Raw genomic sequence first — 25,336 nt, forward strand, 5'->3', positions numbered from 1 at the left:
GGAGAGCGATGGAAATAAAAAAACTCGGCGTCTTGGGATGTGGACAGATGGGCGCAGGTATCGTGCAGGTGTTTGCCTCTGCAGGTTATGACGTGGTGGCGTGCGACACAGTCCCTGCCATGATCGATAAGGGCATCAAGGGCATCGAGAAGAGGCTGTCGGGCCGCGTGGAAAAAGGCAAGATGACACAAGACGAACTAAAGGCCGTTATAGCGAGAATAAAGCCGAGCAGCAAGATCGAAGACCTCGCCGACTGTGATATCATCGAGGAGGCGATACCTGAAGACCTCGAACTGAAGAAGAAGACATTCGCGCAGCTGGATAAGATATGCAAGCCCGAAACTATTTTCGGCACCAACACGTCAGGTCTTTCCGTTACCGATATGGCCGTGGCTACAAAGAGGGGAGACAAGCTTCTGGGCATGCACTTTCACAACCCCGCGCCTGTCATGCAGCTTCTTGAGCTGGTTCGCACCATCATGACAAGCCAGGAGACCATCGATACCGTTAAGAAATGGGGAGCAACACTGGGGAAGACCGTGGTGGTGGCACCCGATGTCGGCGGTTTCATCGTGACCAGGCTTTTTACGCCGTTCCTCCTTGGTGCGGTTCGCATGCTGGAAGCAGGTATAGCAACCCGGGACGAAATCGACATTTCGATGAAGCTCGCGGTGAACCATCCCATGGGACCACTGGAAGTCGTGGATTTCATAGGCCTTGACACCGAGCTTTCGATTGCAGAAAGTCTCTATGAAGAGACCAAAGAGGCGAAGTATGCGCCACCCCTGCTGCTCAGAAAGATGGTGACTGCCGGCTGGCTGGGCAGAAAGACAGGCAAGGGATTTTACGACTACAACAAGTGAGTAATTGAAGGAGAATGTTAGACAGGTCCCATCCTGCGCCGATGTCCAGATGTCGGCGCAGGATGGGATTCTTTTCGCTGTCATGAATGCAGGAGAGATCTATGAGTACGGTTAATGTCCCGATTGTCAGGTTTAGTAATCAGCAAGTCAGCCGTGAAGATGACCTGGTGGTTATGGAGGAGCCTCTGGAGATCTACGTGGATGACGAGCCCTATTACGTGACGATGAGGCTGCCGGGTGAAGAACTTCCTCTTGCCCTCGGTCTATGCCATTCCGAGGGCATCATAGATTCCATCGACGATACGATAAGCGTCAACTATTGCCAGGATATAGCCAGCAACAGAATCAATGTCTACCTTGCTCCTTCGCGAAAAGAGGCAGCTGCGGCCAAGTTGAAGAAGAAGAGAAGCACAGCCTATTCCAGTTGTGGCATATGCGGCAAGGAGATTGTAGACGACATTGCCGTCTCACTGAAGCCGGTCGCGGCAACCATAAGCGTGGAGTTCGCCTTTTTGCGACAACTGCAGGACGTAGCGCGCGAGAGCCAGCAGCTCTTCCATGCCACCGGTGGAACGCACGCAGCAGCAATCTTCGACAAGGCCGGAGGGCTTCTTGCCTTCTCCGAAGATGTGGGACGTCACAATGCACTCGATAAAGCGATCGGCAAAGTGCTGTTTGCCCGCAAAAGAGATGATGCGGCTATCTGCATATTGAGTTCACGACTGAGCTACGAGATGGTGCAGAAAGCAGCCCGGCTGGGAATAGAAATGATTGCCGGCGCATCTGCGCCCACCAAGCTTGCAATTGATCTGGCCAAGGCGATCAACGTGACGCTGATCGGTTTTCTCCGGAAAGAACGCTGCAATATCTATTCGTGTCCGGAGAGAATGGCCTTATAAACCACAGAGCGCTTTACGGATTGCGTGCCTCGTTACGAGTTGAACCCACACGCAATAACGAGTTCACGATGAAGGGGCAAAATGAAGATATGGCCTGATTGTGTTCCCTGTATCGAAAAAATGGCCCTGGGAATCTGCCGCGTCGCCCTCAAAGACGAAAAGAAAGTAAGAGCGTGCATGACAGACGTAATGAAGCTGGGCCCTTTGCGAGGAGAAGAGTGGAACGTGATCTCACCAGTGGTCCTGCTCGCGGTCTGGCGTATTCTTGTCGATCACGCGGGCGCAAGCGACCTTATGAGAGAGGTCAAGAGCGCGCAGAACCGAAAAGCCATGGAAATGTACGCTGCGGCAAAAGAGCTGGTGCTGAGAAGCCCTGAGCCCCTCCTCGCAGCGCTCAAGCTGGCAATAGCAGGAAACGAACTGGATGCGATGGTCAGCGTGGTGGAGGATGGCGCCCGGGGCATACTGAAGAAGTTGGATAACCTTTTTCTTGAAAGTCAAAGCTTTGAAGAATTGAAGGTCCGATTGGACAGGGCGAGTACGATTACGTATTTTCTCGACAACTGTGGCGAAATCGTATTCGACAAGCTTCTCATCGAAACGCTCCTTTCGCGTAAGCAAGCCGACATCACGATCGTTACCAGGGGCGTGCCGATTCTCAATGACGCGACGCTGGATGAGGCACGGTCGGTAGGCCTTCAGGATGTCGCGCGCCTCATCGATAACGGGACCGGGGAGCCTGTTGCGGGAACGGTGTATTCGATGGTCTCCCCCGAAGTCAAGGCCCTGATGGAGGAATCAGACCTTCTGATAGCGAAAGGGGTCGGCAATTACGATGCTCTTACTGAAGAAAAGTGGTTGAAGGGAAGGCTTACCATGCTCTATCACGGGAAGTGCCGTCCTTGCTGCAGCGCTGTGGGGGCGAATATCGGCGACCTTATCATCTACAATTTTTGATGTCAATCTTCCTCTTTATCTTCATATCTCCATTTTCTTCGCCATAACGAACGGACGAAGCCTGCCACGGTAAGAAGTGCAGCGGCGAAAAAGAGTATCTCGTACAGATGTGTGCTTACATAGAGGAGCCACGTCTCGCGCTTCCTCAATGAACGCTGCCATGCAACTTCCAGCTCCGCAACACTGATGCCGAGGCTCTCATCCATCGCCACACTGAGAGTGCTGCCGCGGCGCAGTTGATTCAACAGCAAAAGAACTTTGTCTGCACCATACTTTTCGGAAATATATGTCACGACACTCTGGCTCTGCTCGTATGCGAGTAGTAGTGAACGGTCCTCCGGAGGAAAATGGCCGGTCAACCGGGACAGCGGCAGAAGCCCTCCCGAGAGCGCGGCTTGATCAAGAATTGAAACTTTTTTCTCCATGATAATCTCGGCTATGCCGTTGCTTACCCACTGGCAGACGCCCTCGTCCAGCCATTTCGGCAGCTCATTTTCTGGTATGTACTGGTGCAGGAGCAGATGACAAAGTTCATGTTTCATCGTTGTTTCCAGAACGAACGCATGCCGGGACATCTTTGAAACATCGAGAAGGATCAGATTGCGGTGCGGCACAGCTAAGGCTGTGACAAGGGGGGACTCAGTCATCTTCTCCAATACACCTTCCGTGAGGAGGACGAAAGTTGGACTGAACTCAACGGGCCAGCCGATGGTTTTCTGAAGCTCTGTGCGTACCTCAGCGTAGAGGCGCAGCACTTCCCTCGCAGCAGCCTCCTGCGGAGCATCGTACCGAACCAAAACTCCTTCCTCTTGCATGGATAGAGAGGGTGAGGCATAAGCGAAGCCGTTCACGACAAAAGAAATTGCGATTGCGAACAAAAGAAGGATTCGCAGTGAAGCTGTTCTTGGCAGGATGTAATATAGCGCGCATACCAGCTTGCTTACGAAAATAGAGCTAGGCGACAAGGCGGATAGCGACGGAGGCGTACTGATAGTACGTCGTAGTCGTGCCGCCGCAGGCAACGAAGCTATATGAACGAATGCAAGCCGGTATGTCACCTATACTTGATCTTCAGCGTGAGCAGGGTAAAAGTCAATACCGAGCTGATAAAATTCGGGAGAATAATCGGCAAAGAGCGCACGCAAAGGCCGTAAATGAACCAAAGGAAAATGCCTGTTGAGGTGAGACTTACCATTCCCAGTGAAATGTCATGTGTGGATTTTGTGCGCGCTGCTTTTACTACCTGAGGGAAAAAGGCAACAGTGGTCAAACCGCCTGCAACGAAACCTAAAATAGAGACTGCATCTACAGCAAAAACCATTTCTATATTCCTCGCATGCAAGAGCTGCTACACACAAAATGTTATCGCTTGTCCTGCTCATTACTCAAGGATCACTGCTCACTTGAGCGGTTGTTCTTATATAGCATATTCGGCTGAAATAATCTGGAAGTGAGGCCTTGCAATGTTATACCCAAGCTGCTTTAATAGGCTATGAGCGGCGAGCCTGTGCGGCCCGAGAGGGCGGCAAGCACCGAAAGTGACTCCGTAAGGACGACCCAAAAAGTCGCCCTTATTGTCACCACGATTGCGAATTTTTCCTGGCCTTTCATGGCTGCTTCCGTCAGCATAGCGCTGCCCTCGATCGAGAGAGAGTTCCACATTGACGCCGTACTGCTGACCTGGGTGGCGATGTCCTTCACGCTTGCCACAGCGTCGCTCCTCGTGCCCTTCAGCAGGATCTCCGACATCTACGGGAGAAAAAGGGTCTTCCTTTGCGGGGTGGCGGTATTCACCGTTGCTTCTTTTCTCGCCTCTATTGCAACATCGGTTCCCATGCTCATCGCATGCCGGACTCTGCAGGGGGTGGGCGGGGCGATGAGCTTTGGTACTTCGGTTGCCATCATTACATCGCTCTATGCGCCGCACGAGCGAGGAAAGCCCATGGGTATAGCTATTGGAGCCGTCTATCTTGGCATCTCGTGCGGTCCGGTGATCGGCGGTTTCCTTACGCAGCATTTGGGGTGGAGAAGCATATTTCTGGCCAATATCCCCTTCGGGATCTTGGTGGTTGTGCTCGGGCTGCTCAAATTGAAAGGCGAATGGGCCGAGTCGCGCGGGGAGAGGTTTGATCTCGCAGGCTCGGTTATCTGTTCGGCTTCGCTGATATGTCTGATTGTGGGGCTCTCGATGTTACCCGGGTCAAACGGGTGGTTGGCCGTCATTCTCAGCTTCTTCGGATTCCTTCTGTTTGTCAGGTGGGAGCGCGGAAGAACAAATCCTGTCGTCAATCTCGCCCTTTTTCGGAATAACAGGGTCTTCGCCCTTTCAAACGTGGCTGCGCTTATTCATTACAGCGCCACAAATGCAGTCACGTTCATGATGAGCCTCTACCTGCAGTACGTGAAGGGCATGAGCCCGCAGGGCGCTGGATTGCTGCTTGTGGCCCAACCCATAGTACAAGCAGTCGTAGCGACCTGGGCCGGCAGGCTTTCGGATCGTGCACAGCCGCGCCTGGTGGCGACCGCGGGCATGGCCATAACGGCACTATGCCTTTTCCTGCTCTCGATTATTGATGAGAGGACGAGCCCTTATGTTATTGTGGCAAAGTTGGCCCTCCTGGGATTCGGGTTTGCCCTGTTCACATCACCCAATACCATAGCCGTCATGAACTCGGTGGAAAAGAAATCCTACGGTGTGGCATCGGGCATACTTTCCACCATGCGCGCCGTTGGCCAGGTTTCGAGTCTGGCCATAGCCCTACTGCTGCTTTCACTCTATGTCGGGAGGGTCCGTATAAGTCCCTACTACTTCCCTTTTTTCCTCAAAAGCATTCGGCTGACATTCCTGATTTGTGCACTGCTCTGTGTCGGGGGGATCTTCGCATCCATCGCCAGGGGTAAGACACAATGATCAGGTCTGCGCTACGGGCGGGCTGGATGGGGATGCCGAGAGCGGCGTGCCGCAATTTCCCTTGACCTTGATGTTGATCTGTTTTATTCCTTATTAAAAAGCGGGGGTGCTCGGATGCTCAAAGAGTTCAAAGAATTTGCCATGAAGGGCAATGTTCTGGATATGGCTGTTGGTATCGTTATCGGCGCAGCTTTTGGCACCATTGTCGCTTCGTTCGTCGCGGATGTTCTGATGCCGCCGATCGGACTTCTCCTCGGCAATGTGGATTTCACAAGCATCTTCTCGGTTCTTAAAGATGGTAAGGTCGCGGGTCCCTATGCGACACCGGCTGCGGCCAAGGCCGCGGGAGCGATCACCATAAACTGGGGTATTTTCATCAATACGATCATCAATTTCGTGATTGTGGCCTTCGCGATCTTTTTGCTGGTGAAAGGCGTCAACCAGATGCGCAAAGAGAAAGAAGCGCCCCCTGCCGAACCCACAACGAAAGAGTGCCCGTATTGCATTTCGGCGATTCCCATCAAGGCGACGCGCTGTCCTCACTGCACGTCTGAAGTAAAGGCAGCGTAACGGACGACCGTACGTTCAGGACCTACGTACAGAGAGCTATCCGCCAGAGCCATGTATCATGGTCGATAAGCGCCGCATCCTCCTGCTGAATGGCCGCATTAGAAGCCCCGGTCCGGTCACCTACTGGATGAGCAGGGATCAGCGGGTTCAGGATAATTGGGCACTCCTCTTTGCCCAGGAACTAGCCCTGGAACAGAAACAACCGATGGTCGTGCTTTTCTGCCTTGTCCCTCAGTTCCTCGGCGCGACCTGGCGCCACTATGATTTCATGATCCAGGGTCTGCGGGAAATTGAAAAAGACTTATCTAGAAAAAACGTTCCGTTCTTCCTGAAGGCAGGCGATCCGGAAGAAGAGATTCAGCGCTTCGTTTCGGAACATAACATCGGCGCGGTCGTTACCGATTTTGATCCGTTACGGATAAAGCGGGAATGGAAGCATGCCGTTGCGGATCGATTGAATGTCGCATTCTACGAAGTAGACGCCCACAACATAGTCCCGTGCTGGGTTGCCTCTCCAAAACAGGAGGTAGGGGCACGCACGTTTCGTCCGAAAATAAGAGCGCGTCTTCCTGAATTTCTCAAGCCCATGCCGAGTTTGCAGAAGCATCCATTTCAATGGAAGAGAGGGGTGCTGCCGGTTGATTGGGATCGTGTGGTGCGGACTGTCCGGTGCGACGCAATCCCTCCGGTAACATGGATGATACCCGGAGAAAAACAGTCGCTCAAGGCTCTTCGTCGTTTCATAGACTCACGACTTGCCTCCTATGCCGAAGCAAGAAATGATCCAGCCACGAGAGGCCTCTCTGACCTCTCTCCGTATCTCCATTTCGGCCAGCTGTCAGCGCAGCGGGTCGCACTCGACGTGTGCACAGTGAGAATCGCCGGCGAATCTAAAGAAGCTTTTCTCGAGCAACTTATCGTGAGGCGTGAACTGGCGGATAATTTCTGCTACTACAACACAGGATACGATTCCGTTAAAGGATTCCCTGCCTGGGCGGCGAAAAGCCTTGCCGAACACGTTCGCGACAGAAAACTGTACCGGTACACGCGCGAAGAGCTGGAACAGGCCGAGACCCACGATCAACTCTGGAACGCTGCTCAGTTGGAGATGGTGCGCCGTGGAAAGATGCACGGCTACCTGCGCATGTACTGGGGCAAGAAGATTCTCGAGTGGACGCGGTACCCGGAAGAAGCATTGCAGATCGCGATCTATCTCAACGACCGGTATGAGTTGGATGGACGTGATCCTAACGGCTATACGGGGATTGCGTGGTCCATCGGAGGAGTGCACGACAGGCCATGGCCTGTCCGACCTATCTTCGGCACTATCCGCTACATGAGCTACAACGGCGCCAGATCGAAATTTGATATAGAGGCGTATATAGAATCTGTCCCGGGCAAACCCAGTACTGACGGCCCTTCTGCAAAATTTTCTTGACATAAATTTTCCCGCGAACTAAAAGAGAAGAAGGGGGAGTAATGTCTGTTCGCGAACAGACACATCGCTGCACTTCCGGCCAAACGGCCGGCCCGCTGGTATCTTGCCAAATTCACGGCAACTGTGTATTCACAAAAATACGATCGTCCCTTCGCGCGGAGGAAGAGCATGCCCGAAACCATCCAAGCAGTGCTGCAGAAGCATCTTCGGAAGTCCGAGAACCTTATCCCGATCCTTCAGGATGTCCAGAAAGAATTCGGCTATGTTTCGGTGGAATCCATAAAAGAGATATCGCGCTACCTGCGCATCTCTGAGAATCAGATATACGGCGTCTCCTCGTTTTACGCCCAGTTCCGGTTCACCAAGCCCGGCCTCCACTCTATCAAGGTTTGCCTGGGTACGGCGTGCCACGTGCGCGGGGGAGGTACCCTGCTTGAGACGCTGGAGCGTGGACTGGAAATCAAATGCGGTGAAACAACAGCGGATGGCAAGTATGACCTTGACCGGGTTGCCTGTCTGGGGTGCTGTGCTCTTTCTCCGGTGGTGCAGATAGACCGGGACATCTATAGCCGGGTCACGGTGAGCAAACTAACACAATTAAGGGCCAGCTATGAATAACTTGCACGAGAAGAGAGATGCGGCAAAAAACAAATGGGAGAACAGGTACAAAAGTGCGGTGCCGGTCATTTATGTGGGAGCGGCATCGTGCGGGAGGGCAGCGGGCGCGCTGGATGCGCTGGCACAGATCAATGCTTTCACCACGGAAAACGGGATCACCGCAAACCTGGTGCAGGTGGGCTGTATTGGCCCTTGCTACCTGGAGCCGCTCGTGGACATCCAGCTGCCGGGTAAGCCCAGGGTAAGTTACGGCAACGTGAATGAAAAGACGCTCGCCACCATACTGAAGTCCCACCTCCTGGAAGAGAAGCCCCACCCGAAGCTTGCAATCGGTCGTTTCGGAAACGGCGCCTACGCAGATATGCCCTCCTTCTGGAATCTGCCGATGCTCAAGGGACAGGTGAGAATCGTGCTGCGAAACTGCGGCATGATTGACCCCGAGGAGATCGACGAGTACCTTGCGGTCGACGGCTACGCGGGATTTGTCAATGCGCTGCAGCAATCGCCCGAAGAGGTAATCGGGGTGGTGCGGCAGGCGGGTCTGCGGGGCAGAGGCGGCGCAGGTTTCCCCACGTACAAGAAATGGACATTCTGCAGAAGCGCGCCGGGTGAGCAGAAATACCTGATCTGTAATGCTGACGAGGGCGACCCCGGAGCCTTCATGAACAGGTCTTTGATCGAATCTGACCCCCACGCGGTGCTTGAAGGAATGCTCATCGCGGGTTACGCCATCGGGGCGAGCAAGGGCATCATCTACATCCGTGCTGAATATCCTCTTGCCATCGAGCGCCTCAAGAACGCGCTCGATCAAATGCGTGCATACGGCCTATTGGGAGATGAGATACTGGGCTCGCCGTTCAGCTTTGATATCAAGATCAAGGAAGGAGCCGGTGCTTTTGTCTGTGGAGAAGAGACGGCCCTTATCGGCTCCATCGAAGGCAAGCGCGGCATGCCCAAGTCCCGTCCTCCATTCCCGGCCCTCTCAGGACTTTTCGGATGCCCCACCATCATAAATAACGTCGAGACACTGGGTACGCTCCCGAACATTTTGAGAAACGGACCGGAGTGGTACGCGAAGCATGGAAAGGAAGGCAACCGGGGCACCAAGACCTTCTCCCTCGTCGGCAAGGTTAGGAGGCCCGGTCTTATCGAAGTACCGCTGGGGACCACGTTGCGGGAGATCATCTTCGACATCGGTGGAGGAGTTCAGAAAACCTTCAAGGCCATACAGACGGGCGGACCTTCGGGAGGATGTCTGTCGGAGGAGTTCCTGGATCTGCCGGTCGATTACGAGTCGCTGGCTGCAGCAGGCTCAATCATGGGCTCGGGCGGTCTCATTATCATGGACGAAGATACGTGTACGGTTGACGTAGCAAAATACTTTCTCGATTTCACGCAGAAAGAATCGTGCGGCAAATGTGTGCCTTGCCGCGTGGGAACGCGCCACATGGTCGAACTCCTCGAGAAGATAACCAACGGTGAGGGCGCGATGGAAGATCTTCTTGCATTGAGGACGCTTGGTGACACGATCAAGAAGACTGCGCTCTGCGGGCTCGGTCAGACTGCTCCGAATCCTGTGTTGACAACGCTTCGCTACTTCAGGAACGAGTACCTGGAGCACATCAGGGATCACCGTTGCCGTGCAGTCGTCTGTAAGTCTCTCCTTGAGTACCGGGTGATCAAGGAGAAATGCACGGGCTGCCAGTCGTGTGTGCGCGTCTGCCCGACTGGAGCAATCTCCGGGCCGCGCTCAGAGCCGCACAACCTCGACAAGACCAAATGTATCAAGTGCCGCTCCTGCTACGAGATATGCAGGTTTGACGCTATAGCCGGTGACGCTATCGTGATTGCCAGCGGGGAGGCCAGACCATGACGCGCGAGAAGACGCTGAGCCTGACCATTGACAACAAACCGGTGGAGGTGCGTTCAGGCCTCACCATACTGCAGGCTGCCAGGGCTCACAACATCTACATCCCAACGCTCTGCGCTCTCGAGCAGCTGCCTTCCTACGGAAGCTGCAGGCTCTGCATGGTGGAAGTGGACGGCCTGCGCGGCTTTCCTACGTCATGCACGACGCCTGCAGAGGGAGGGATGGTTATACGAACCGAGACTGCAGAACTGAAAAGTTTGCGACAGGAGGTTCTGCGACTACTGCTGAGCGAGCACCCGGCGAGCTGCCTTTTCTGCACCGAAGCAGAGGAGTGCAAGAACTACCAGGGCACCATCCGCAAAGCAGGCATGACTACGGGGTGCCGGTACTGCCCCAACGACAGCCGTTGCGACCTCCAGGAGCTGACCGAGCGCGTGGGCATCGGGGAAACATCCTATCCTGTCCGTTATCGAAATTACAGCGTGGAGAAGCTGGATCCCTTTTATGACCGTGACTACAATCTCTGCATTCTTTGTGGCAGGTGTGTGCGCGTCTGCAACGATGTGCGCCTTAACGCGACACTCAGCTTTAAACAGCGCGGCAAACAGACCACAATCGGTCCTGCCTTTGACCGCACGCACCTGGAGGCCGGGTGCGAGTTCTGCGGAGCCTGCGTGGACGCGTGCCCCACAGGAGCACTTTCTGCAAAGGTTTCAAAGTGGTCCGGCAAGCCGGACAAGGAAGTTGGGACCACGTGCGTCTACTGCTCTGTCGGCTGTCAGCTCCGCGTCCAGATAAAGAACAACACGGTAATCGATGTGCTCCCAGATTACACATCGCCCGTTGATCACGGCCTGATCTGCGTCAAGGGACGGTTTGCGGTGCCTGAATACGTGCATAGTCCGGCCCGTTTCACTAATCCAAGAGAGCGCACGTCCATGGGATACAACGATATTCCCTGGGAAGAGGCTATAGCGCTGGCTGCCGAAAAATTGAAAGACCTGAGCCCCGATGACTGCCTGCTCATGGTCTCTCCGGAGTTGTCGAACGAAGACCTGTTTGCAGCCCAGCAGTTCGCGAGACAGGCGCTCGGTACGGAGAATATCGCATCATCGCTGCTTATCGAATTGGGCGACGACCTTATGCCTTTCCTTGATCTTGCCACGCGCACGGTCCCAATTTCTGCGATCGGGGAGGCAGAAGCGATACTGGCACTGGGATTCGATTCTACGTACGGCTACTCGCCTATCGGCATTGCAGTAAAAAGCGTAACGCGACGAGGCGCCTTTTTTGCCACGATCAATTCATGCGAGTCGAATCTCGAAATGCTCTCAGAGGCGTCGTGCAGTGCACCCGAGGAGAACTGGGCTACCATCCTCGACGGCATACGCACGGGCGCTTCATGGTCAGGTGCGGCAGGCCCCTCTTTCGGCGGAACGTCCCAATGGAGTGAAGAAGAGAAAATCATCGCGCGGTCCCTTGGAAAGTCAAAGAACAGTCTCCTCATCGCCGGGCCCCAGGTCCTTGCGTCTGAAGCCAGACATGACGTGTTGAAGGCCCTGATTACCATAAGAGATGAGTTGGGCTGGAAGGTCATGATCGCACACCCGTACACCAATATATGCGGCATGGTGGCAGTAGGTGCGCTGCCGGGCCTTGAGCCCGGCCAGATCGTGCGAAAGCAGGCGTCCGAGGGAACGCTGCCGTATGCACCGGAACCGATAGATTTCAAGCGACCTCGTAAGGTGATCTACCTTATCGGAGAGGCGCCTGCAGCAGAACTCCCGCCGTGCGACTATCTGATATACCAGAATGCATTCCCTATGGACTCTTCTCGCCAGCCTGACCTGATTCTTTCTTCTGCCTTGTTCACGGAATGCGCGGGAACAGTGATAAATGCTGAAGGACGCATCCTGCATCTGCAGCAGGCCGTGACACCGTCGGAGGATGTAAAGCCCGACTGGTGGATAGTGAGCAGGATCGCAGAAAAACTCAACAAGGGGAAAATGAAGTACACCACGGTTTCAGCCTTACAGCAGGAGCTCAAAAAACAGGTGAAGGGCATCTCCGACTCGAGAAAGAAAGTTGAGTTTGAAAAGATCGGCTACCCGATCACAAGCGAAAGCGGACGCGTGACGCGCACCTCTTCCCATTGCTGGAACGGACGGGGCGAGAGCCACCGCGGCATTCTGCTCAGCGAGGTGGTTACGGGCATGAAGGTGCTAAAGGAGAAACGATGAACAGGGTCGTCCAGAGCGAAATGCTTGTGCCCAATATGCATCTCTTGGAAATAGAGGCCCCGGAAATTGCGTCCAAGATCAAGCCGGGCCAGTTCGTCATCCTGCGGTCAGAGGAGGAAGGCGAGCGCATTCCTCTATCAGTGGCGGACTGGGACAAGGATAAAGGCACCATAACTATCGTGTTCATGGAAGCGGGTGCGTCGACCGGCCGTCTTGCCGCACTCGCCCCCGGGGCCAGCGTAGCGACGTGTGTGGGCCCGCTGGGCAATGCGACGGAGATTGCGCGCTTCGGCACGGTAATGGTGGTGGCCGGCTGTTACGGCATCGGGAGCATATATCCGGTCGTGCGCGAGTTGAAGAATCATGGGAACACCGTGGTGACGGTCATGGAAGCGCGCAGTTCGTACCTTCTGTACTGGACAAACAGATTCGTCGGCCTGTCGGATAAGATCATTCCCATCACCCGTGATGGAAGCCGCGGTTACAAGGGGCACGTGACGCGCCTTCAGGACGTGATCAATGGATTATCGAGCCCACCCGACAGAATCATCGTCAATGGATGTACCTACCTGATGGCGCGCACCTCCGAGATCACGAAGGGCATGGGCATACCCACGGTCGTCAATCTCAATCCGATCATGATCGACGGAACCGGCATGTGCGGCGTGTGCCGTGTGACCGTGACAGGAAAGATGAAGTTCGCCTGCGTGGATGGACCGGAGTTCGACGGCCACGAAGTCGATTGGAAAGAGTTCCTGGCGCGCAGAAAGCAATACATGGACGAAGAGGCGCTTTATTTCAAGCGGAGCGAACCGGCGCCTGTAATCGCCAAGGCGCTCCATAAAGAGGGGAAGTGCCAAGCATGAGCACAGAAGAACGTCCGAAGAAACTCGATCTTAACCGCAACGATATGCCAAGGCAGCCTCCGGAAATCAGGCGTCACAACTTCAGCGAGGTGGCTCTCGGCTACACGCAGGATCTGGTCATGGCCGAGGCGAAACGGTGCATGCAGTGCAAGAAGCCGCGCTGTGTCACAGGGTGCCCGGTGGAGATTGATATCCCCGGGTTCGTCTCCTTCGTCACCAAGGGCGATTTCGCTTCAGGCATCAAGAAACTGAAGGAGAAGAACTGTCTACCCGCGGTGTGCGGCCGCGTGTGCCCCCAGGAGAGCCAGTGCGAGTCGCAATGTATTCTCAAGAATAAAGGGGCGGAAGTTGCAATAGGAAGGATCGAGCGCTTTCTTGCCGACTGGGAAGCGGCGGAGGGTGTTGTCGAAATCCCGCCCCGGCCAAAGCCGACAGGCAAGAAGATTGCCGTGGTCGGGTCTGGGCCTGCAGGCATCACCGTTGCGGGTGATCTTATTCTGCTCGGCCACGAAGTCACCGTTTTCGAGGCATTGCACAGGGCGGGCGGCGTTCTCACGTACGGGATTCCGGAATTCCGACTCCCGAAGAGAATTGTGGCGCGGGAAGTGGATTACGTGCAGAAGCTGGGAGTGAATGTCGTGACCGACTTCGTCGTAGGGAAGACCCGCACGGTTGATGAGCTGCTCGAAGAATACGACGCGATATTTATCGGTACAGGTGCAGGCCTGCCGTGGTTCATGAACATTCCCGGAGAGAACCTGAACGGCGTTTACTCGGCGAACGAATATCTGACCAGGATGAACCTCATGCAGGGGTATAAATTCCCGAACTCGTCGACCCCCGTGAAAAGACACACACGCGTTGCTGTGGTCGGCGGTGGCAACGTTGCCATGGATTCGGCGCGCACTGCGCTGCGCAGAGGGGCGAAAGAGGTACACATTATCTATCGTCGCTCTATGAACGAGCTTCCTGCGCGCCATGAAGAGGTAGAGAATGCCGAAGAAGAGGGAGTGATTTTTTCAGTGTTGACACTTCCGCTCCGCTACATAGGCGATGAGGATGGATGGTTGCAAGAGATCGAGTGCATGAAAATGGAGCTGGGTGAACCCGATGCCTCAGGGAGGCGTTCACCTGTCGAGATCGAGGGTTCCAATTTCACAGTGAAGTTCGACGCACTTGTGTGCGCAATAGGTAACAGCCCGAATCCCCTCATTCCTTCGACGACTGCAGGGCTCCAGACAACAAAAAGGGGCACGCTCGTTGCCGATCCGGAAACAGGAAAGACGACACGGGACCGCATCTGGGCAGGGGGCGATATAGTGACAGGGGCAGCGACCGTTATTCTCGCGATGGGGGCGGGTAGAAAGGCGGCGCGCTCCATACACGCGTACCTTAGCTAGGGGGCGGGCAGCGGCGTCAAAAGCCCATCTCTTTTGTCGCCTTTCACCTGTCTGTGCTCGACGTGCTTCTAGTACGCCTGCGTCCGCTGGGGACCAGACCCATGGATAGTGCAAGTTGCAAAAGAGCATTTTGCCGCAACTGTCGGATTGCCGCTTGCCGCTATCGCCTCAATCTGCGTTGTGCTTCTCCTCAAGTACACGACCGGCCCTATCGAGTTTAAGGTGCTCGGCTTTGAATTTCACGGCGCATCTGGACCGATAGTTTTATGGGTTATGTGCCTCTTGGCTATCACTCTCGGCATAAAACTTTTGTGGTGAGTGCTCGCGCTTCTATCAGTGGGGCTCGCGTCCTGCCGCTTTGTTTCTTGAGGACTTTTGACTTTTCGTGCTAAAATATTCGCCCTCAGATGGGCGGGAGCTGAGGACCGCACTATAATAACTTCGCCTACTTAGCTCGAGGGATTGCCAGTCTGAGGCGAATAGAAAGATTCGTAACAGGGGGGCGTCGTGAACCTTAAGGAATGTCATTGCAGGCCGGTTTTTGAACTTGCCAAAGAGCTCGAAACGCATATTGATGAGGGCTTGACCCAGGCGGAAGCAGACGCCAGAATGCAGAAACTGGGGCCTAACGAGCTGGACGAACGTCCGCGGCCCGGCTTTTTGCGCATGCTCCTTGACCAGTTCAACAACTTCCTGGTGATCATCCTTATCATTGCCGCTGTTGTCTCTCTCCTTCTCGGGGAATATGTAGATGCCCTGGCCATCATGGTGATCGTGATACTAAACGCCATTGTGGGAGTCGTTCAGGAATCAAAAGCCGAGCAGTCCCTGGCGGCCCTCAAGAAAATGGCTGCACCGAATGCACAGGTCATCCGCGATGGACACCAGAAAGCCATCCCATCGCGGGAACTGGTTCCCGGCGACGTCGTTCTGGTTGAGGCGGGCAACTACATCCCGGCGGATCTTCGTCTGGTGGAAAGCGCCAACCTGAAGATAGAGGAAGCCTCACTGACCGGCGAGTCAGTCCCGGTCGATAAAGTCGCTTCAGAAGTGCTGGACAAAGAGATCCCTATCGGCGACCGGAAGAATTCCGCCTTCATGAGCACCATGGTCACGTACGGACGGGGGAAGGGGATGGTGGTTGCCACGGGTATGCACACGGAGATCGGTCTCATCGCGCAGATGCTCCAATCGTACGAAAGCGAATCGACACCGCTGCAACTCAAGCTCGATCAGCTTGCCAAGTGGCTGGGCACCGCATGCCTTATCATCTGCGGGATTATTTTTGTGTATGGCATCCTCCGGGATACAAACCTTTCGGCCTTCATCAAAAATGGTCTTGTGGCCTATTTCAAGGCTGAGGAGAAGGATATAGTAAACCTCTTCATGACCTCCGTGAGTCTAGCCATTGCCGCCATACCGGAAGGGTTGCCGGCCGTGGTGACGATCTGCCTGGCAATCGGCATGCAGAGGATGATCAAGCGCCACGCGCTGATCCGTAAGTTGCCTGCCGTGGAGACACTCGGCTGCGCGACTGTGATCTGTTCTGACAAGACGGGCACGTTGACCCAGAACCAGATGACCGTTCTCCAGGGCTGGGTGGGCGGCAAGAGATTCAAAGTAACGGGAGAGGGCTATAATCCTACCGGGCAGTTCTTCCAGGGCGATGATGCCTTTAATCCGATGAGAACTTCAGAGACGTCTCTCTTGCTTCACGGCGGAGTGCTTTGCAACGATGCCCTTCTCGAGACTGCAGACGGCGCTAAAGGCGAAGCAAACTGGCGTATTGTCGGCGATCCGACGGAAGGGGCCTTGCTTGTGGCGGGTGCCAAGGCCGGACTTTGGCGCAAGGAAGTAGAGCGGGAATTACCGCGTGTGCAGGAGATCCCCTTCGATTCCGACCGTAAGCGTATGACCACGATCCACGAGGCTAACGGGAGGGCGGAACTGGAGGCCAAATTATGTTTCCCTTGTCCGCCTATCGTGGCCTTTGTGAAAGGCGCGCCCGACGTTGTACTCGATCTGTGCGATCATGTTTTCGAAAACAATACTCAAGTTCCCATTTCGGACGAAAAGAAGAAGGCTGTACTCGAAGCTGTGCACGACATGGCCGGCCAGGCCCTGAGGGTAATGGGCGTAGCGTATCGTCCGCTGGACAAGGTGCCCGATGACTGTAGCAGCGAGACCGTGGAGCGCGAACTCACGTTTGTGGGCCTCCTTGGCATAATCGACCCGGCGAGGCCTGAAGTGAAGGAAGCGGTAAAGATAGCAAAACGGGCCGGGCTGAAAAGCGTGATGGTCACCGGTGACTATAAAGACACCGCGGTGGCCATTGCGAGAGAAATAGGATTCTCGACCCCCGGCGGAAAGATCTTTACAGGGGCGCAGCTTGATAAGATGAGTGAAGCGGAACTGGCAGCCGAAGTGGATAAGCTTGATGTCTGCTGCCGTGTTTCTCCTCAACACAAAACAAAGATCGTGGATGCGTTCAAGGCGAGAGGACACGTTGTGGCCATGACCGGGGACGGCGTGAATGACGCGCCGGCGCTGAAGAGAGCGAACATAGGCGTAGCCATGGGCATCTCCGGCACCGATGTTTCGAAAGAAACAGCAGACATGGTGCTGACCGATGATAATTACGCGAGTATTGTCTCTGCCATAGAAGAGGGACGCGTCATCTACTCGAATATCCGCAAGTTCGTTTACTACCTTATCTCCTGCAACATAGGGGAGATTCTGATCATCTTCCTCGCCATGCTTGTTGGCGTTCCCATACCGCTGAGGCCAGTTCAGTTGCTGCTCCTCAACCTGGTGACCGACGGTGCACCGGCGCTCGCGCTGGGGCTTGAAAAGGGAGATACGGACATCATGGAGCGTCCTCCGCGCCCTGTAAAGGAGCCCATCATCAACTGGGAGATGCAGGTAGGCACGATTGTCCAGGCGGTTGTCATGACTGCTGCAGTGTTGCTCAGCTACTACTGGGCGCTCAATCGGTATCCGGGAGAGCTGGAAAAGGCACAGACCGTGGCCTTCACCACACTCTGTATGTCCGAACTATTAAGGGCCTTTACGGCGCGCTCCGAGCACCACGGAATATTTTCGATCGGTCTTTTTACGAACCGGTGGATGCTCTGGGCTGTGGGCGGCTCAAGCATGCTGGTCCTGCTCGCAGTCTATGTCCCGTTCCTGAGGCCCTTCTTCGGCACGACTTTCCTGGATCTGACGGACTGGGTCGTTATGCTCCCGTTTATGATGATGGCGTCCGTGGCCGCAGAGGTGACAAAGGTTTTCATCCGGCGGCACGCTGCAAAGCTGCAACACAGGATGGCAGTAGAGTAGTCACCCTATACTTGGGGTAGAAATCTATTCCTGGGGCGCTCGCGTCGCCCCCTCCAGTGGCAAAGCCACGTGGAGCCTCCCTCTCTCGCGAGCCGTGTTCGCTAGATAAATCCCACGGGCGGCGTCAAGCCAGCAGAGGACTACGCCATCTATTTTACGGCACGGCCGTGGGGAACGTCACTACCGGTTTCTGTTCGCGCCCGGTTATTTTTGCTATTGAAGCATCATACGTGAGCATCCGCTTTATGCCGTAGGTTTTCTCTCCGCTGGCCACGCTCGTCCCGTAAAAATGCTCTATGGGTTTGGACTCCAGCGTCCGGACGATGTCCTCGGTCTTTACGCTATGCGCGAGCGTGACTGCACTGACGTACGCCGCCAGGTGGTTGGCGCACCACGCAAATGAATCACCAAACGTGAGGTCTGTACCGTGCTTATCCTTCCATGCTTTGCGGATGCGATTAGCCATATCCTTGAACTTGGGAGATGTTTTCGGTGAATCCCAGGGGGCGCATCCCGACGTGTACGCATACTGCGATCCTTCGTATCCGGCTATCTTGATGAATTCTCCCACGTCAGTCAGGTTCGGTACCGTCACGATGGGGACCTTGAGTCCCATCTCATAGGACTGCTTGGCGATCATGGCGAGGTTCGGGACAGTGGCCGACGCTGCAAAAATGAGATCTGCTTTTTTCGCTAAGGCAGCAATCTTCGAGAGCCATGGGGTCATGTCTTGAGCTGTTATAGGGAAGACATCATCGTAGACCATCTCCAAACCATACTTGGCCTGCCACTCCTGCTTCAGGCCTTTTATCTGCTCTGCCATGGTGCGACCAAGCGTGTCATCTTTACATATAAGCGCATATGTTTTTACGTTCGGCAGTGCGGCGGCTTTCAGCTTGGGAATATAGACCTTGATGCCCTCAATCTGTGCCCAGCCTACGTCGAACATGATGGGGTATTTTGGTGAAACCACCTCAATACCTTTGGCTTCGCGCACCATGTGCAGCACGGGTATATTGGCTGCGGTGCCGTCCCGCCCCATGATGGTGGCCAGCGCGGGCATCCATCCTCCTATTACCGCATTCACCTTTTCCGTGTTGATGAGCCTGTCGGCCGATGTCCTTATGCCGTCCGGAGAGGCTTTATCATCCGACACAATAAATTCTAGTCTGTACGTTGTGTCGCCTGCGGTAAGGCCTCCGTCTTTATTTAAGAGGTCAGCATAAATGGCCGTTACTTCCGACTCCGGAATCCCCCACGGGGACATGGGTCCGCTGAGGGGCATTGACGATCCTATTTTGAGTACACCTGTCTTGGTCGCTTTCTTTGGCTCTGCTGTCAAGGCGAGGGTGGACAGCACCATGAGGAAGGCAACTACGAGACAGATGCCTGAAAACAATCTCCTGGATTTCATCTTTCTCCTCCATGCTTTTATATTTCAACGGGCTGTAGAGATGTTGTTAGATAATAGATTGCCTCGTCTGACGCGTCAAGCAAAACCCGAAGAATAGAATTGCTTCAATAGTTCGGCGGTTCCCGAATGCATCTTGACACAGCGTGCCGATTAAGCCTATGTTTGAGGTCGAAGCGGAGCCTCTTCACAGCGAGGCCTGTGTGGAAAATGAGAGAAAGGCAAGCACGCACAGATTCGACAGGAGGGTAAATGTCCATCTCGCATCAGAAAGCGATTGTCCGGCGCTATTTTGAAGAAGTGCTTGACAAGAGAAAGATCGAACTTCTTGGTGATCTGTTTGCCGCTGATTGCATCATCCATCGGCCTGAAATGGCAGAACCTATCAAGGGGATTGAAGCGTTCAGGCAAGTCCTTGCCCGTATTCTCGACGTGTACAGCGGATTCTCGACAACAATCCACGATCTGATAGAAGAAGATGATCGTGTGGCATGCAGGCTGAGCCACAAGGCTGTTAATCGTGGCGAGTGGGCCAGCCGCATCGGCCGTCACGCGGTGGCCGGTAAGGAGGTCGCCTGGCAGGCTATCGCAATCTTTCGATTTGAAGAGGGAAAGATTGCTGAAGAATGGGTGAGCAGGGATGAACTCGGTATGCTAATCCAGCTGGGTGTTCTGGCGTGAAAGAACCACGTATTCAGGAACATCGCATACCAACGCCGGGCAGCAGACCTTACATCATTGCACTCGGACCGGTCGGGAATCTCTGGTTCTGCGAAAACGGTGCCTCCAGGATTGCCCGGCTTTCTCCGGATGACGGAACGTTTGCCGAATTTATTATTCCTACGCCCGAGAGCGAACCGGTCGGCATTATTGCCGGTGCGGACGGTAATCTCTGGTTTACAGAACACTCGGGTCACAAGATCGGTAGAATCACACCTTCCGGGATCATAACCGAGTTCCCGTTACCTACTCCGCATGCAGGACCCGACGGGATCATACTCGGGCCCGACGGCAATATCTGGTTTTCAGAAGCAGACGCAGCGCAGATTGGAAAAATCACACCGGACGGCATTATAACCGAATATGCCAGAGGCATCACTCCCGGAAGCAAGCCGCTTGCACTTGTCGCGGCAGGCGGAGACGTGTGGTTCAGCGAAGCAGACGGGAACCGCATAGGCAAGATCACCATGGACGGAGTAGTCACCGAGTACCCTGCTCCGAGTCCTCGCAGTGGGCCTCGGGCCATAATACTCGGGCCGGACAACCATCTCTGGTTTGTCGAGAGCGTCGGCAATGCGATCGGTCGAATGGATCTGAAAGGCAATAGTGGTGCTTTTCCCCTACCGCGACCGAATGCCAGCCCCCGCAGTATCGCCTTCGCCTCAGGCGGTGAGTTCTGGATCACCGAGAATGGCGTCAATGTGGTCGCCCGCATGGCAGTGACGGGTCAGCTCTTGGCCGAATACCCGGTGCCCACACCTGGCAGCGGACTGAGGGCGATGCTGGCGATTCCCGATGGACGCCTCTTTTTTTCCGAGCACGATGCGGGACAGATAGGTGAGATTATTCCGGACCGATGATAATTCGAAGAGGGCTATACGGCAAACATTCGTGTACAAATATGTCTGGCCGTTCCGCTTGCTGTCGACAAACTTGTCGAATTACCCGTGAAGGCTCAGGCCCCATAAACGGTAAGCTCTTACAATGAAACATATTTCCTCTAGTATGCGGCTTGGCATTGAGTATGCACAAGGTGGAGATATGAGGCAAACTACTAAGAGGTGGAACATGAAATTCTCTCACCCGCGATTAATTTCGAGAGTGTGCCGGGAGGAGTTGATGTATCGATGTTTGACGGTGATGACAGCGATTATCATGGTAACCGCCAGCATCGTGGCAGCGCCTGCACAGCAGCTGTCTCAGGCGCCGGCTAGCGTTTACAATCAGTCGGCTCCTGGACCCTACGCGGTGCCGCAACCCTTCAGCCAGGAACAGCTGGATCAGATGCTCGCCCCCATCGCGCTCTATCCGGATGAGCTTCTGGCGCAGGTGTTGATGGCAGCTACATACCCGGCTGAGGTTGTCCAGGCGGCACGGTGGGTTCAACTTAACGCGCGACTGACTGGGGACCAGCTTGCATGGGCCCTGGAAGAACAGCCGTGGGACCCGAGTGTCAAATCGCTCGTCAATTTCCCCTCGGTCTTGCAGATGATGAACGATAGACTCGACTGGACGCAGCAGCTGGGAGATGCCTTTCTGGCTCAGGAAGAGCAGGTGATGGCAACGGTCCAGCAACTCAGGCAGCGGGCCTGGGCTCAAGGGTATCTCGCGAACACGAGTGAGCAAACAGTCTTTGTCGATCCGCAGACGCAGCAGATCGTCATCCAACCGGTAGTCCCGCAGATCATCTACGTGCCGGTATATGACCCAATGGTAGTTTACGGCCCGTGGTGGTGGCCCGCGTACCGACCTTATTACTATCACCCCCGGGGAGTGGTCATCAGAGGTGTCTTCGGCTTCGGTCTCGGAATCCGGATTGGCGTGGCGTGGGGCTATGCATGGGGCGGCTTTGACTGGCATCGTCATAACGTCATCATCAACGCTGAACAGAACATACGCATCAATAACCATATCGACATAAACAGGTATGTAACCCGCGCGACGGTCGAAGGCAGGGATAGGGGCACGTGGAAACATGACCCTGTGCACAGACAAGGAGTGGCCTACCGGACTCCGGCCGTCGCTGAGAAGTATGGTCGAGGACCTCGCCCGGGAGCCGATACTCGACGCGACTACAGAGGCTTTGAGCAACCCCGTGGATCAGCCGCTCCTCAGGCCAGGCTCGAGCCACCGCACGGGGCACCAGCTCCTCAAGCGCAGCAGCCGCGAGTCACACCATCCCCTGTTGCCAAGCCTGAGCCGCCGAGAGTTCAGACTCCTCCTGCCCAGGAACCGCGTGTTGCGCGGCCCCCTGCGGCTAAGCCAGAGGTGGCGCGGCCTGCGCCTGCGCAACCGGCGCAACCGGCACCAGCTCCGCCTGCTGTGCGGACTGAGCCTCCGCGGCCGTTGGCAAGTACCACTCGTGCTACACAGGGAACACAAGGACCCATGCCGTTTGGTGGGCCCGGTTCGAAAGCTGAGATACGGCAGTTCAGTAACAGGGGCCGCGAAAGCCTCGGCAGCACGCCTCCGGCAGGAGCGCCGCAGCCCGCAGGTGGCAGCGGCGGCCCGCACGGCGGAATTACCACGGGGGGCGCTCCACAAAGCCCACCTCGTGGTGGAGGTCCGGGTGGCGGCGCGCCCCAGGGCGCTCCTCATGGAAGCGCCACGGGTGGTGGCGCTCGACCCGCAGGTGGCAGCGGCGGCCCGCACGGCGGGCACTGAGTTTTGCATATGAAACTCCTTATGGAGGGATAGTGATGCTGGGATCTGAAAATAGAAAAGAAAAAAATTCTCGCGGAAAGATAGAGCTTCTCATGATTCTGCTGCTTCTTGGTAGTCTCCTCACGTGCGGCGACGCCTACGCGAAAATTTCCACTCAGAAGATTTTTTCCTCCCCGCAGGATGCAGTCAACGCACTGATCAAAGCGGTCAAGGAGGCTGACACGAAATCACTGCTGGCGATATTTGGTCCTGGGAGCAGGCACATAGTCCTCTCGGGCGATCCGGTAGAAGACAGGAAAGGCCGCGAGTGGTTCATCACGCGTTATGAACAGAAAAGCAGACTCGAAGAAGAAACACCGGGCACGTTCGTGCTTCACGTGGGAGAAGAGGAGTGGCCTCTACCCTTTCCAATAGTCAAGGCCGGGAACGGCTGGAGGTTCGACATAAAGGCAGGTAGAGAGGAGATAGTGGCACGCAGAATCGGCAGAAATGAATTGAGTGCGATCCAGGTGTGCCTTGCTTACGTCGACGCACAGAAGGAATACGCGTCGAGGAGGGCTCACCAGGGAGAGGGACTTCTTGAATATGCGCAACGCTTCGTGAGTGAGCCCGGCACGGAGGATGGCCTCTATTGGGAGACTGCAGAAGGTCAAGAGCAAAGCCCCATCGGGCCTCTCTTTGCGGCTGCACGCGAAGAGGGCTACGGCGAAAAACCCCTGGGTGGGAAGCCTGCGCCGTATCATGGGTATCTTTACAGGATTATCAAGGCCCAGGGCAAGAACGCACCCGGCGGCGCTCACGATTACGTGGTGCAGGGAAAGATGATCGGCGGTTTCGCACTGATAGCCTATCCCGCACATTATCGCGCTTCTGGCGTTATGACATTCATTGTCAATCAGGATGGCGTGGTTTACCAGAAGGACCTTGGGAAGAACACCAGAAGCGTAGCCCGCTCGATGCAAGCATTCGACCCGGACTCCACATGGACCCGCGCACCCGAATGAGCGTACAAGGGACCCGGCAGCGTCGTGAATTGAATTTAGTTGACAAGTTAATTTGCTGAGCTATTATTTCCTTAGCCGTAGATTGCATAAACAAACTACATCTCGAAAGGGGAGGTCCTCATGGAAGGCAGCGTGTATAACATCATCGAATTAGTAGGCACAAGTAAAACCTCGTGGGAAGAGGCTGCAAAGAATGCAGTCGAAACAGCGTCCAAGACCCTCGAAGACTTGAGGGTTGCCGAAGTAATCAAGCTCGACGTAACTGTAGAAAACGGTAAGGTAACGGGTTACCGGGTGAGACTGAACCTCTCCTTTAAATATCACCAGAAGAAATAGAGTTTCGTCAAAAAAAGGAAACGCCGCCGTGCGAGGTCAACCCTGCCTCAACAGGTCGGCCGGCGTTTCCTGAAGAAATCTTTCCTTTCTCCGCAGGAGTCATACTTATCAGGCCAATGGACCTGGTGACCTCGCCAACGGCGACGGCAGGGGCTTTGCGTTCTTGCACTCGCGCAGATTCGAGAGTAGAATTAGGGCGATTTTTACTACGGATTTTTGAAGGAGTTGTTGGCATGAAAAAGCCGTGTCTTATCCTGGTCTCGTTGGTTATAGCAACTGGATTTGTGGCCTCGGGGTGCGGAGGGCTGAAGGTCACCATAGGGCCGGATTCGAAGGAACCCCTCAAAGAATATACCCTCGAAGGCAAGGAAAGGGGAAAGGTGCTCATTATCCCTGTGAGAGGATTCTTATCGGATGCTCCTGGCAAGAGTCTTCTTGGTGAGCGGCCCGGTACTGTTCAGGAGGTCGTGGCGCAGCTTCGGAAGGCAGAGAAGGATGATGAGATCAAAGCCGTGCTCCTGGAGGTCAATTCACCCGGTGGTTCTATTACAGCAAGCGATATCCTCTATCACGAGATCATGGCGTTCAAAGAACGGACGAAGGCAAAGATTGTGGCGGGACTTATGGATGTGGCGACATCTGGAGGTTATTACATTTCCTTGCCTGCAGACAGGATCGTTGCACATCCTACTACTATTACCGGGTCGGTGGGGGTAATTTTTGTTAATCCCAAAGTGATGGGTCTTATGGATAAGCTTGGGGTGGCGGTTGAGGTGAATAAGTCGGGCAAAGAAAAGGACATAGGCTCGCCTTTTCGCCCCTCCACTCCCGAGGAGCAGAAGATTTTTCAGGAACTCATCGATAGGATGGCGAAGAGGTTCCTTGATCTTGTTGCTAAACACCGCATGATGGACCAGACGTTGCTTTCTTCTGTTTCCACCGCCCGTATTTATTCGGCAGAAGAGGCGTTGCGGCTGAAGCTTGTAGATCGCGTCGGCTATATGAGCGATGCCATAGCCGAGGCGAAAGATATGTCAGGGCTTTCGAAGGATGCCAGGGTAGTGGTCTATCGTCGCACTAAGTACGCCAACGACACATACTATAATACCTCAACTACCTTGTTCAATGGACAGAGCCCGTCTCTTATCGATTTAAATCTTGCGGAAATTGTCCCTGCACTGGGCCCCGGATTCTATTACCTCTGGGCACCCGGGCTCGCCGGCAATTAGC

21 protein-coding genes are annotated in these 25,336 nt (G+C 54.9%); 18 read left to right on the forward strand and 3 right to left on the reverse strand.

Features of this window, described 5'->3' with window-relative positions:
- The first annotated feature begins 8 nt into the window (after positions 1–8).
- The 3 genes from VMT71_01680 to VMT71_01690 all read left to right on the forward strand — a co-directional run bounded on the left by VMT71_01680 (position 9) and on the right by VMT71_01690 (position 2,719).
- The gene (locus VMT71_01680) at positions 9–863 is read left to right on the forward strand and encodes a 3-hydroxyacyl-CoA dehydrogenase family protein (protein HVN22653.1); all 855 of its coding nucleotides are present in this window, start codon (positions 9–11) and stop codon (positions 861–863) included.
- A 101-nt stretch (positions 864–964) separates the two neighbouring features.
- Positions 965–1,762: a formate dehydrogenase accessory sulfurtransferase FdhD gene (fdhD, locus tag VMT71_01685; protein ID HVN22654.1), complete on the forward strand. Its 798-nt coding sequence runs from the start codon at positions 965–967 to the stop codon at positions 1,760–1,762.
- An 81-nt stretch (positions 1,763–1,843) separates the two neighbouring features.
- Positions 1,844–2,719 carry an ARMT1-like domain-containing protein gene (locus VMT71_01690; GenBank protein ID HVN22655.1) on the forward strand — a complete coding sequence of 292 codons (876 nt, stop codon included), beginning with the start codon at positions 1,844–1,846 and terminating at the stop codon, positions 2,717–2,719.
- 2 nt (positions 2,720–2,721) lie between these two features.
- Here the strand turns inward: VMT71_01690 and VMT71_01695 are convergent, their stop codons facing one another.
- Together VMT71_01695 and VMT71_01700 are read right to left on the reverse strand one after the other, a co-directional pair.
- Positions 2,722–3,516 (reverse strand): peptidase MA family metallohydrolase, encoded by a 795-nt coding sequence (locus VMT71_01695; protein ID HVN22656.1) that lies wholly within the window; start codon positions 3,514–3,516, stop codon positions 2,722–2,724.
- 257 nt (positions 3,517–3,773) lie between these two features.
- Positions 3,774–4,040 (reverse strand): SemiSWEET transporter, encoded by a 267-nt coding sequence (locus VMT71_01700; GenBank protein HVN22657.1) that lies wholly within the window; start codon positions 4,038–4,040, stop codon positions 3,774–3,776.
- Positions 4,041–4,211: 171 nt separating this feature from the next.
- Between VMT71_01700 and VMT71_01705 the strand changes: the two genes are divergently transcribed.
- From VMT71_01705 to VMT71_01745, 9 genes are all read left to right on the forward strand, one after another.
- Positions 4,212–5,630 carry an MFS transporter gene (locus tag VMT71_01705; protein HVN22658.1) on the forward strand — a complete coding sequence of 473 codons (1,419 nt, stop codon included), beginning with the start codon at positions 4,212–4,214 and terminating at the stop codon, positions 5,628–5,630.
- A 114-nt stretch (positions 5,631–5,744) separates the two neighbouring features.
- The gene (gene mscL / locus VMT71_01710; GenBank protein ID HVN22659.1) at positions 5,745–6,200 is read left to right on the forward strand and encodes a large-conductance mechanosensitive channel protein MscL; all 456 of its coding nucleotides are present in this window, start codon (positions 5,745–5,747) and stop codon (positions 6,198–6,200) included.
- 58 nt (positions 6,201–6,258) lie between these two features.
- Positions 6,259–7,638, forward strand: coding sequence for a deoxyribodipyrimidine photo-lyase (locus VMT71_01715; protein HVN22660.1), 1,380 nt, complete (start codon positions 6,259–6,261; stop codon positions 7,636–7,638).
- Between the two features lie 168 nt (positions 7,639–7,806).
- Positions 7,807–8,256 (forward strand): NAD(P)H-dependent oxidoreductase subunit E, encoded by a 450-nt coding sequence (locus VMT71_01720; GenBank protein ID HVN22661.1) that lies wholly within the window; start codon positions 7,807–7,809, stop codon positions 8,254–8,256.
- Positions 8,249–10,129: an NADH-ubiquinone oxidoreductase-F iron-sulfur binding region domain-containing protein gene (locus VMT71_01725; protein HVN22662.1), complete on the forward strand. Its 1,881-nt coding sequence runs from the start codon at positions 8,249–8,251 to the stop codon at positions 10,127–10,129. The genes VMT71_01720 and VMT71_01725 overlap by 8 nt, the downstream gene beginning before the upstream one ends.
- A complete protein-coding gene (locus VMT71_01730) occupies positions 10,126–12,366 on the forward strand; it encodes a 2Fe-2S iron-sulfur cluster-binding protein (protein HVN22663.1) in 2,241 nt (746 codons plus the stop codon). The genes VMT71_01725 and VMT71_01730 overlap by 4 nt, the downstream gene beginning before the upstream one ends.
- A complete protein-coding gene (locus VMT71_01735; GenBank protein ID HVN22664.1) occupies positions 12,363–13,232 on the forward strand; it encodes a sulfide/dihydroorotate dehydrogenase-like FAD/NAD-binding protein in 870 nt (289 codons plus the stop codon). The genes VMT71_01730 and VMT71_01735 overlap by 4 nt, the downstream gene beginning before the upstream one ends.
- The gene (gene gltA / locus VMT71_01740) at positions 13,229–14,632 is read left to right on the forward strand and encodes an NADPH-dependent glutamate synthase (GenBank protein ID HVN22665.1); all 1,404 of its coding nucleotides are present in this window, start codon (positions 13,229–13,231) and stop codon (positions 14,630–14,632) included. Before VMT71_01735 ends, gltA begins: the two co-directional genes overlap by 4 nt.
- Positions 14,633–15,139: 507 nt before the next feature.
- Positions 15,140–17,971, forward strand: coding sequence for a cation-translocating P-type ATPase (locus VMT71_01745; GenBank protein ID HVN22666.1), 2,832 nt, complete (start codon positions 15,140–15,142; stop codon positions 17,969–17,971).
- Between the two features lie 154 nt (positions 17,972–18,125).
- On the opposite strand, the gene VMT71_01750 is transcribed toward VMT71_01745, so the two are convergent.
- The gene (locus tag VMT71_01750) at positions 18,126–19,385 is read right to left on the reverse strand and encodes an ABC transporter substrate-binding protein (GenBank protein ID HVN22667.1); all 1,260 of its coding nucleotides are present in this window, start codon (positions 19,383–19,385) and stop codon (positions 18,126–18,128) included.
- 249 nt (positions 19,386–19,634) lie between these two features.
- On the opposite strand from VMT71_01750, the gene VMT71_01755 reads away from it, so the two are divergent.
- From VMT71_01755 to sppA, 6 genes are all read left to right on the forward strand, one after another.
- Positions 19,635–20,063, forward strand: a complete 429-nt coding sequence (locus VMT71_01755) for an ester cyclase (GenBank protein HVN22668.1) — start codon at positions 19,635–19,637, stop codon at positions 20,061–20,063.
- Complete coding sequence (locus VMT71_01760; GenBank protein HVN22669.1) at positions 20,060–20,962, forward strand: hypothetical protein; 903 nt, start codon at positions 20,060–20,062, stop codon at positions 20,960–20,962. Before VMT71_01755 ends, VMT71_01760 begins: the two co-directional genes overlap by 4 nt.
- A gap of 259 nt (positions 20,963–21,221) precedes the next feature.
- Positions 21,222–22,766: a DUF3300 domain-containing protein gene (locus tag VMT71_01765; protein ID HVN22670.1), complete on the forward strand. Its 1,545-nt coding sequence runs from the start codon at positions 21,222–21,224 to the stop codon at positions 22,764–22,766.
- 35 nt (positions 22,767–22,801) lie between these two features.
- On the forward strand, positions 22,802–23,770 hold the full coding sequence (locus tag VMT71_01770) for a DUF2950 domain-containing protein (GenBank protein HVN22671.1): 969 nt from the start codon (positions 22,802–22,804) through the stop codon (positions 23,768–23,770).
- Between the two features lie 120 nt (positions 23,771–23,890).
- Positions 23,891–24,106 (forward strand): dodecin family protein, encoded by a 216-nt coding sequence (locus tag VMT71_01775; GenBank protein HVN22672.1) that lies wholly within the window; start codon positions 23,891–23,893, stop codon positions 24,104–24,106.
- Between the two features lie 233 nt (positions 24,107–24,339).
- On the forward strand, positions 24,340–25,335 hold the full coding sequence (gene sppA, locus VMT71_01780; GenBank protein HVN22673.1) for a signal peptide peptidase SppA: 996 nt from the start codon (positions 24,340–24,342) through the stop codon (positions 25,333–25,335).
- The last annotated feature ends 1 nt before the right edge of the window (position 25,336 follow it).

The organism is Syntrophorhabdales bacterium, from assembly GCA_035541455.1.
Classification (GTDB): Bacteria; Desulfobacterota; Syntrophorhabdia; order Syntrophorhabdales; family WCHB1-27; genus JADGQN01.

Coding starts and splice junctions, on each gene's coding strand:
- VMT71_01775 (HVN22672.1), top strand. CDS start 23,891: ATGGAAGGCAGCGTGTATAACATCATCGAATTAGTAGGCACAAGTAAA.
- VMT71_01750 (HVN22667.1), bottom strand. CDS start 19,385: ATGAAATCCAGGAGATTGTTTTCAGGCATCTGTCTCGTAGTTGCCTTC.
- fdhD (HVN22654.1), top strand. CDS start 965: ATGAGTACGGTTAATGTCCCGATTGTCAGGTTTAGTAATCAGCAAGTC.
- VMT71_01725 (HVN22662.1), top strand. CDS start 8,249: ATGAATAACTTGCACGAGAAGAGAGATGCGGCAAAAAACAAATGGGAG.
- VMT71_01735 (HVN22664.1), top strand. CDS start 12,363: ATGAACAGGGTCGTCCAGAGCGAAATGCTTGTGCCCAATATGCATCTC.
- VMT71_01755 (HVN22668.1), top strand. CDS start 19,635: ATGTCCATCTCGCATCAGAAAGCGATTGTCCGGCGCTATTTTGAAGAA.
- mscL (HVN22659.1), top strand. CDS start 5,745: ATGCTCAAAGAGTTCAAAGAATTTGCCATGAAGGGCAATGTTCTGGAT.
- VMT71_01690 (HVN22655.1), top strand. CDS start 1,844: ATGAAGATATGGCCTGATTGTGTTCCCTGTATCGAAAAAATGGCCCTG.
- gltA (HVN22665.1), top strand. CDS start 13,229: ATGAGCACAGAAGAACGTCCGAAGAAACTCGATCTTAACCGCAACGAT.
- VMT71_01720 (HVN22661.1), top strand. CDS start 7,807: ATGCCCGAAACCATCCAAGCAGTGCTGCAGAAGCATCTTCGGAAGTCC.
- VMT71_01715 (HVN22660.1), top strand. CDS start 6,259: ATGGTCGATAAGCGCCGCATCCTCCTGCTGAATGGCCGCATTAGAAGC.
- sppA (HVN22673.1), top strand. CDS start 24,340: ATGAAAAAGCCGTGTCTTATCCTGGTCTCGTTGGTTATAGCAACTGGA.
- VMT71_01705 (HVN22658.1), top strand. CDS start 4,212: ATGAGCGGCGAGCCTGTGCGGCCCGAGAGGGCGGCAAGCACCGAAAGT.
- VMT71_01680 (HVN22653.1), top strand. CDS start 9: ATGGAAATAAAAAAACTCGGCGTCTTGGGATGTGGACAGATGGGCGCA.
- VMT71_01700 (HVN22657.1), bottom strand. CDS start 4,040: ATGGTTTTTGCTGTAGATGCAGTCTCTATTTTAGGTTTCGTTGCAGGC.
- VMT71_01770 (HVN22671.1), top strand. CDS start 22,802: ATGCTGGGATCTGAAAATAGAAAAGAAAAAAATTCTCGCGGAAAGATA.
- VMT71_01730 (HVN22663.1), top strand. CDS start 10,126: ATGACGCGCGAGAAGACGCTGAGCCTGACCATTGACAACAAACCGGTG.
- VMT71_01765 (HVN22670.1), top strand. CDS start 21,222: ATGTATCGATGTTTGACGGTGATGACAGCGATTATCATGGTAACCGCC.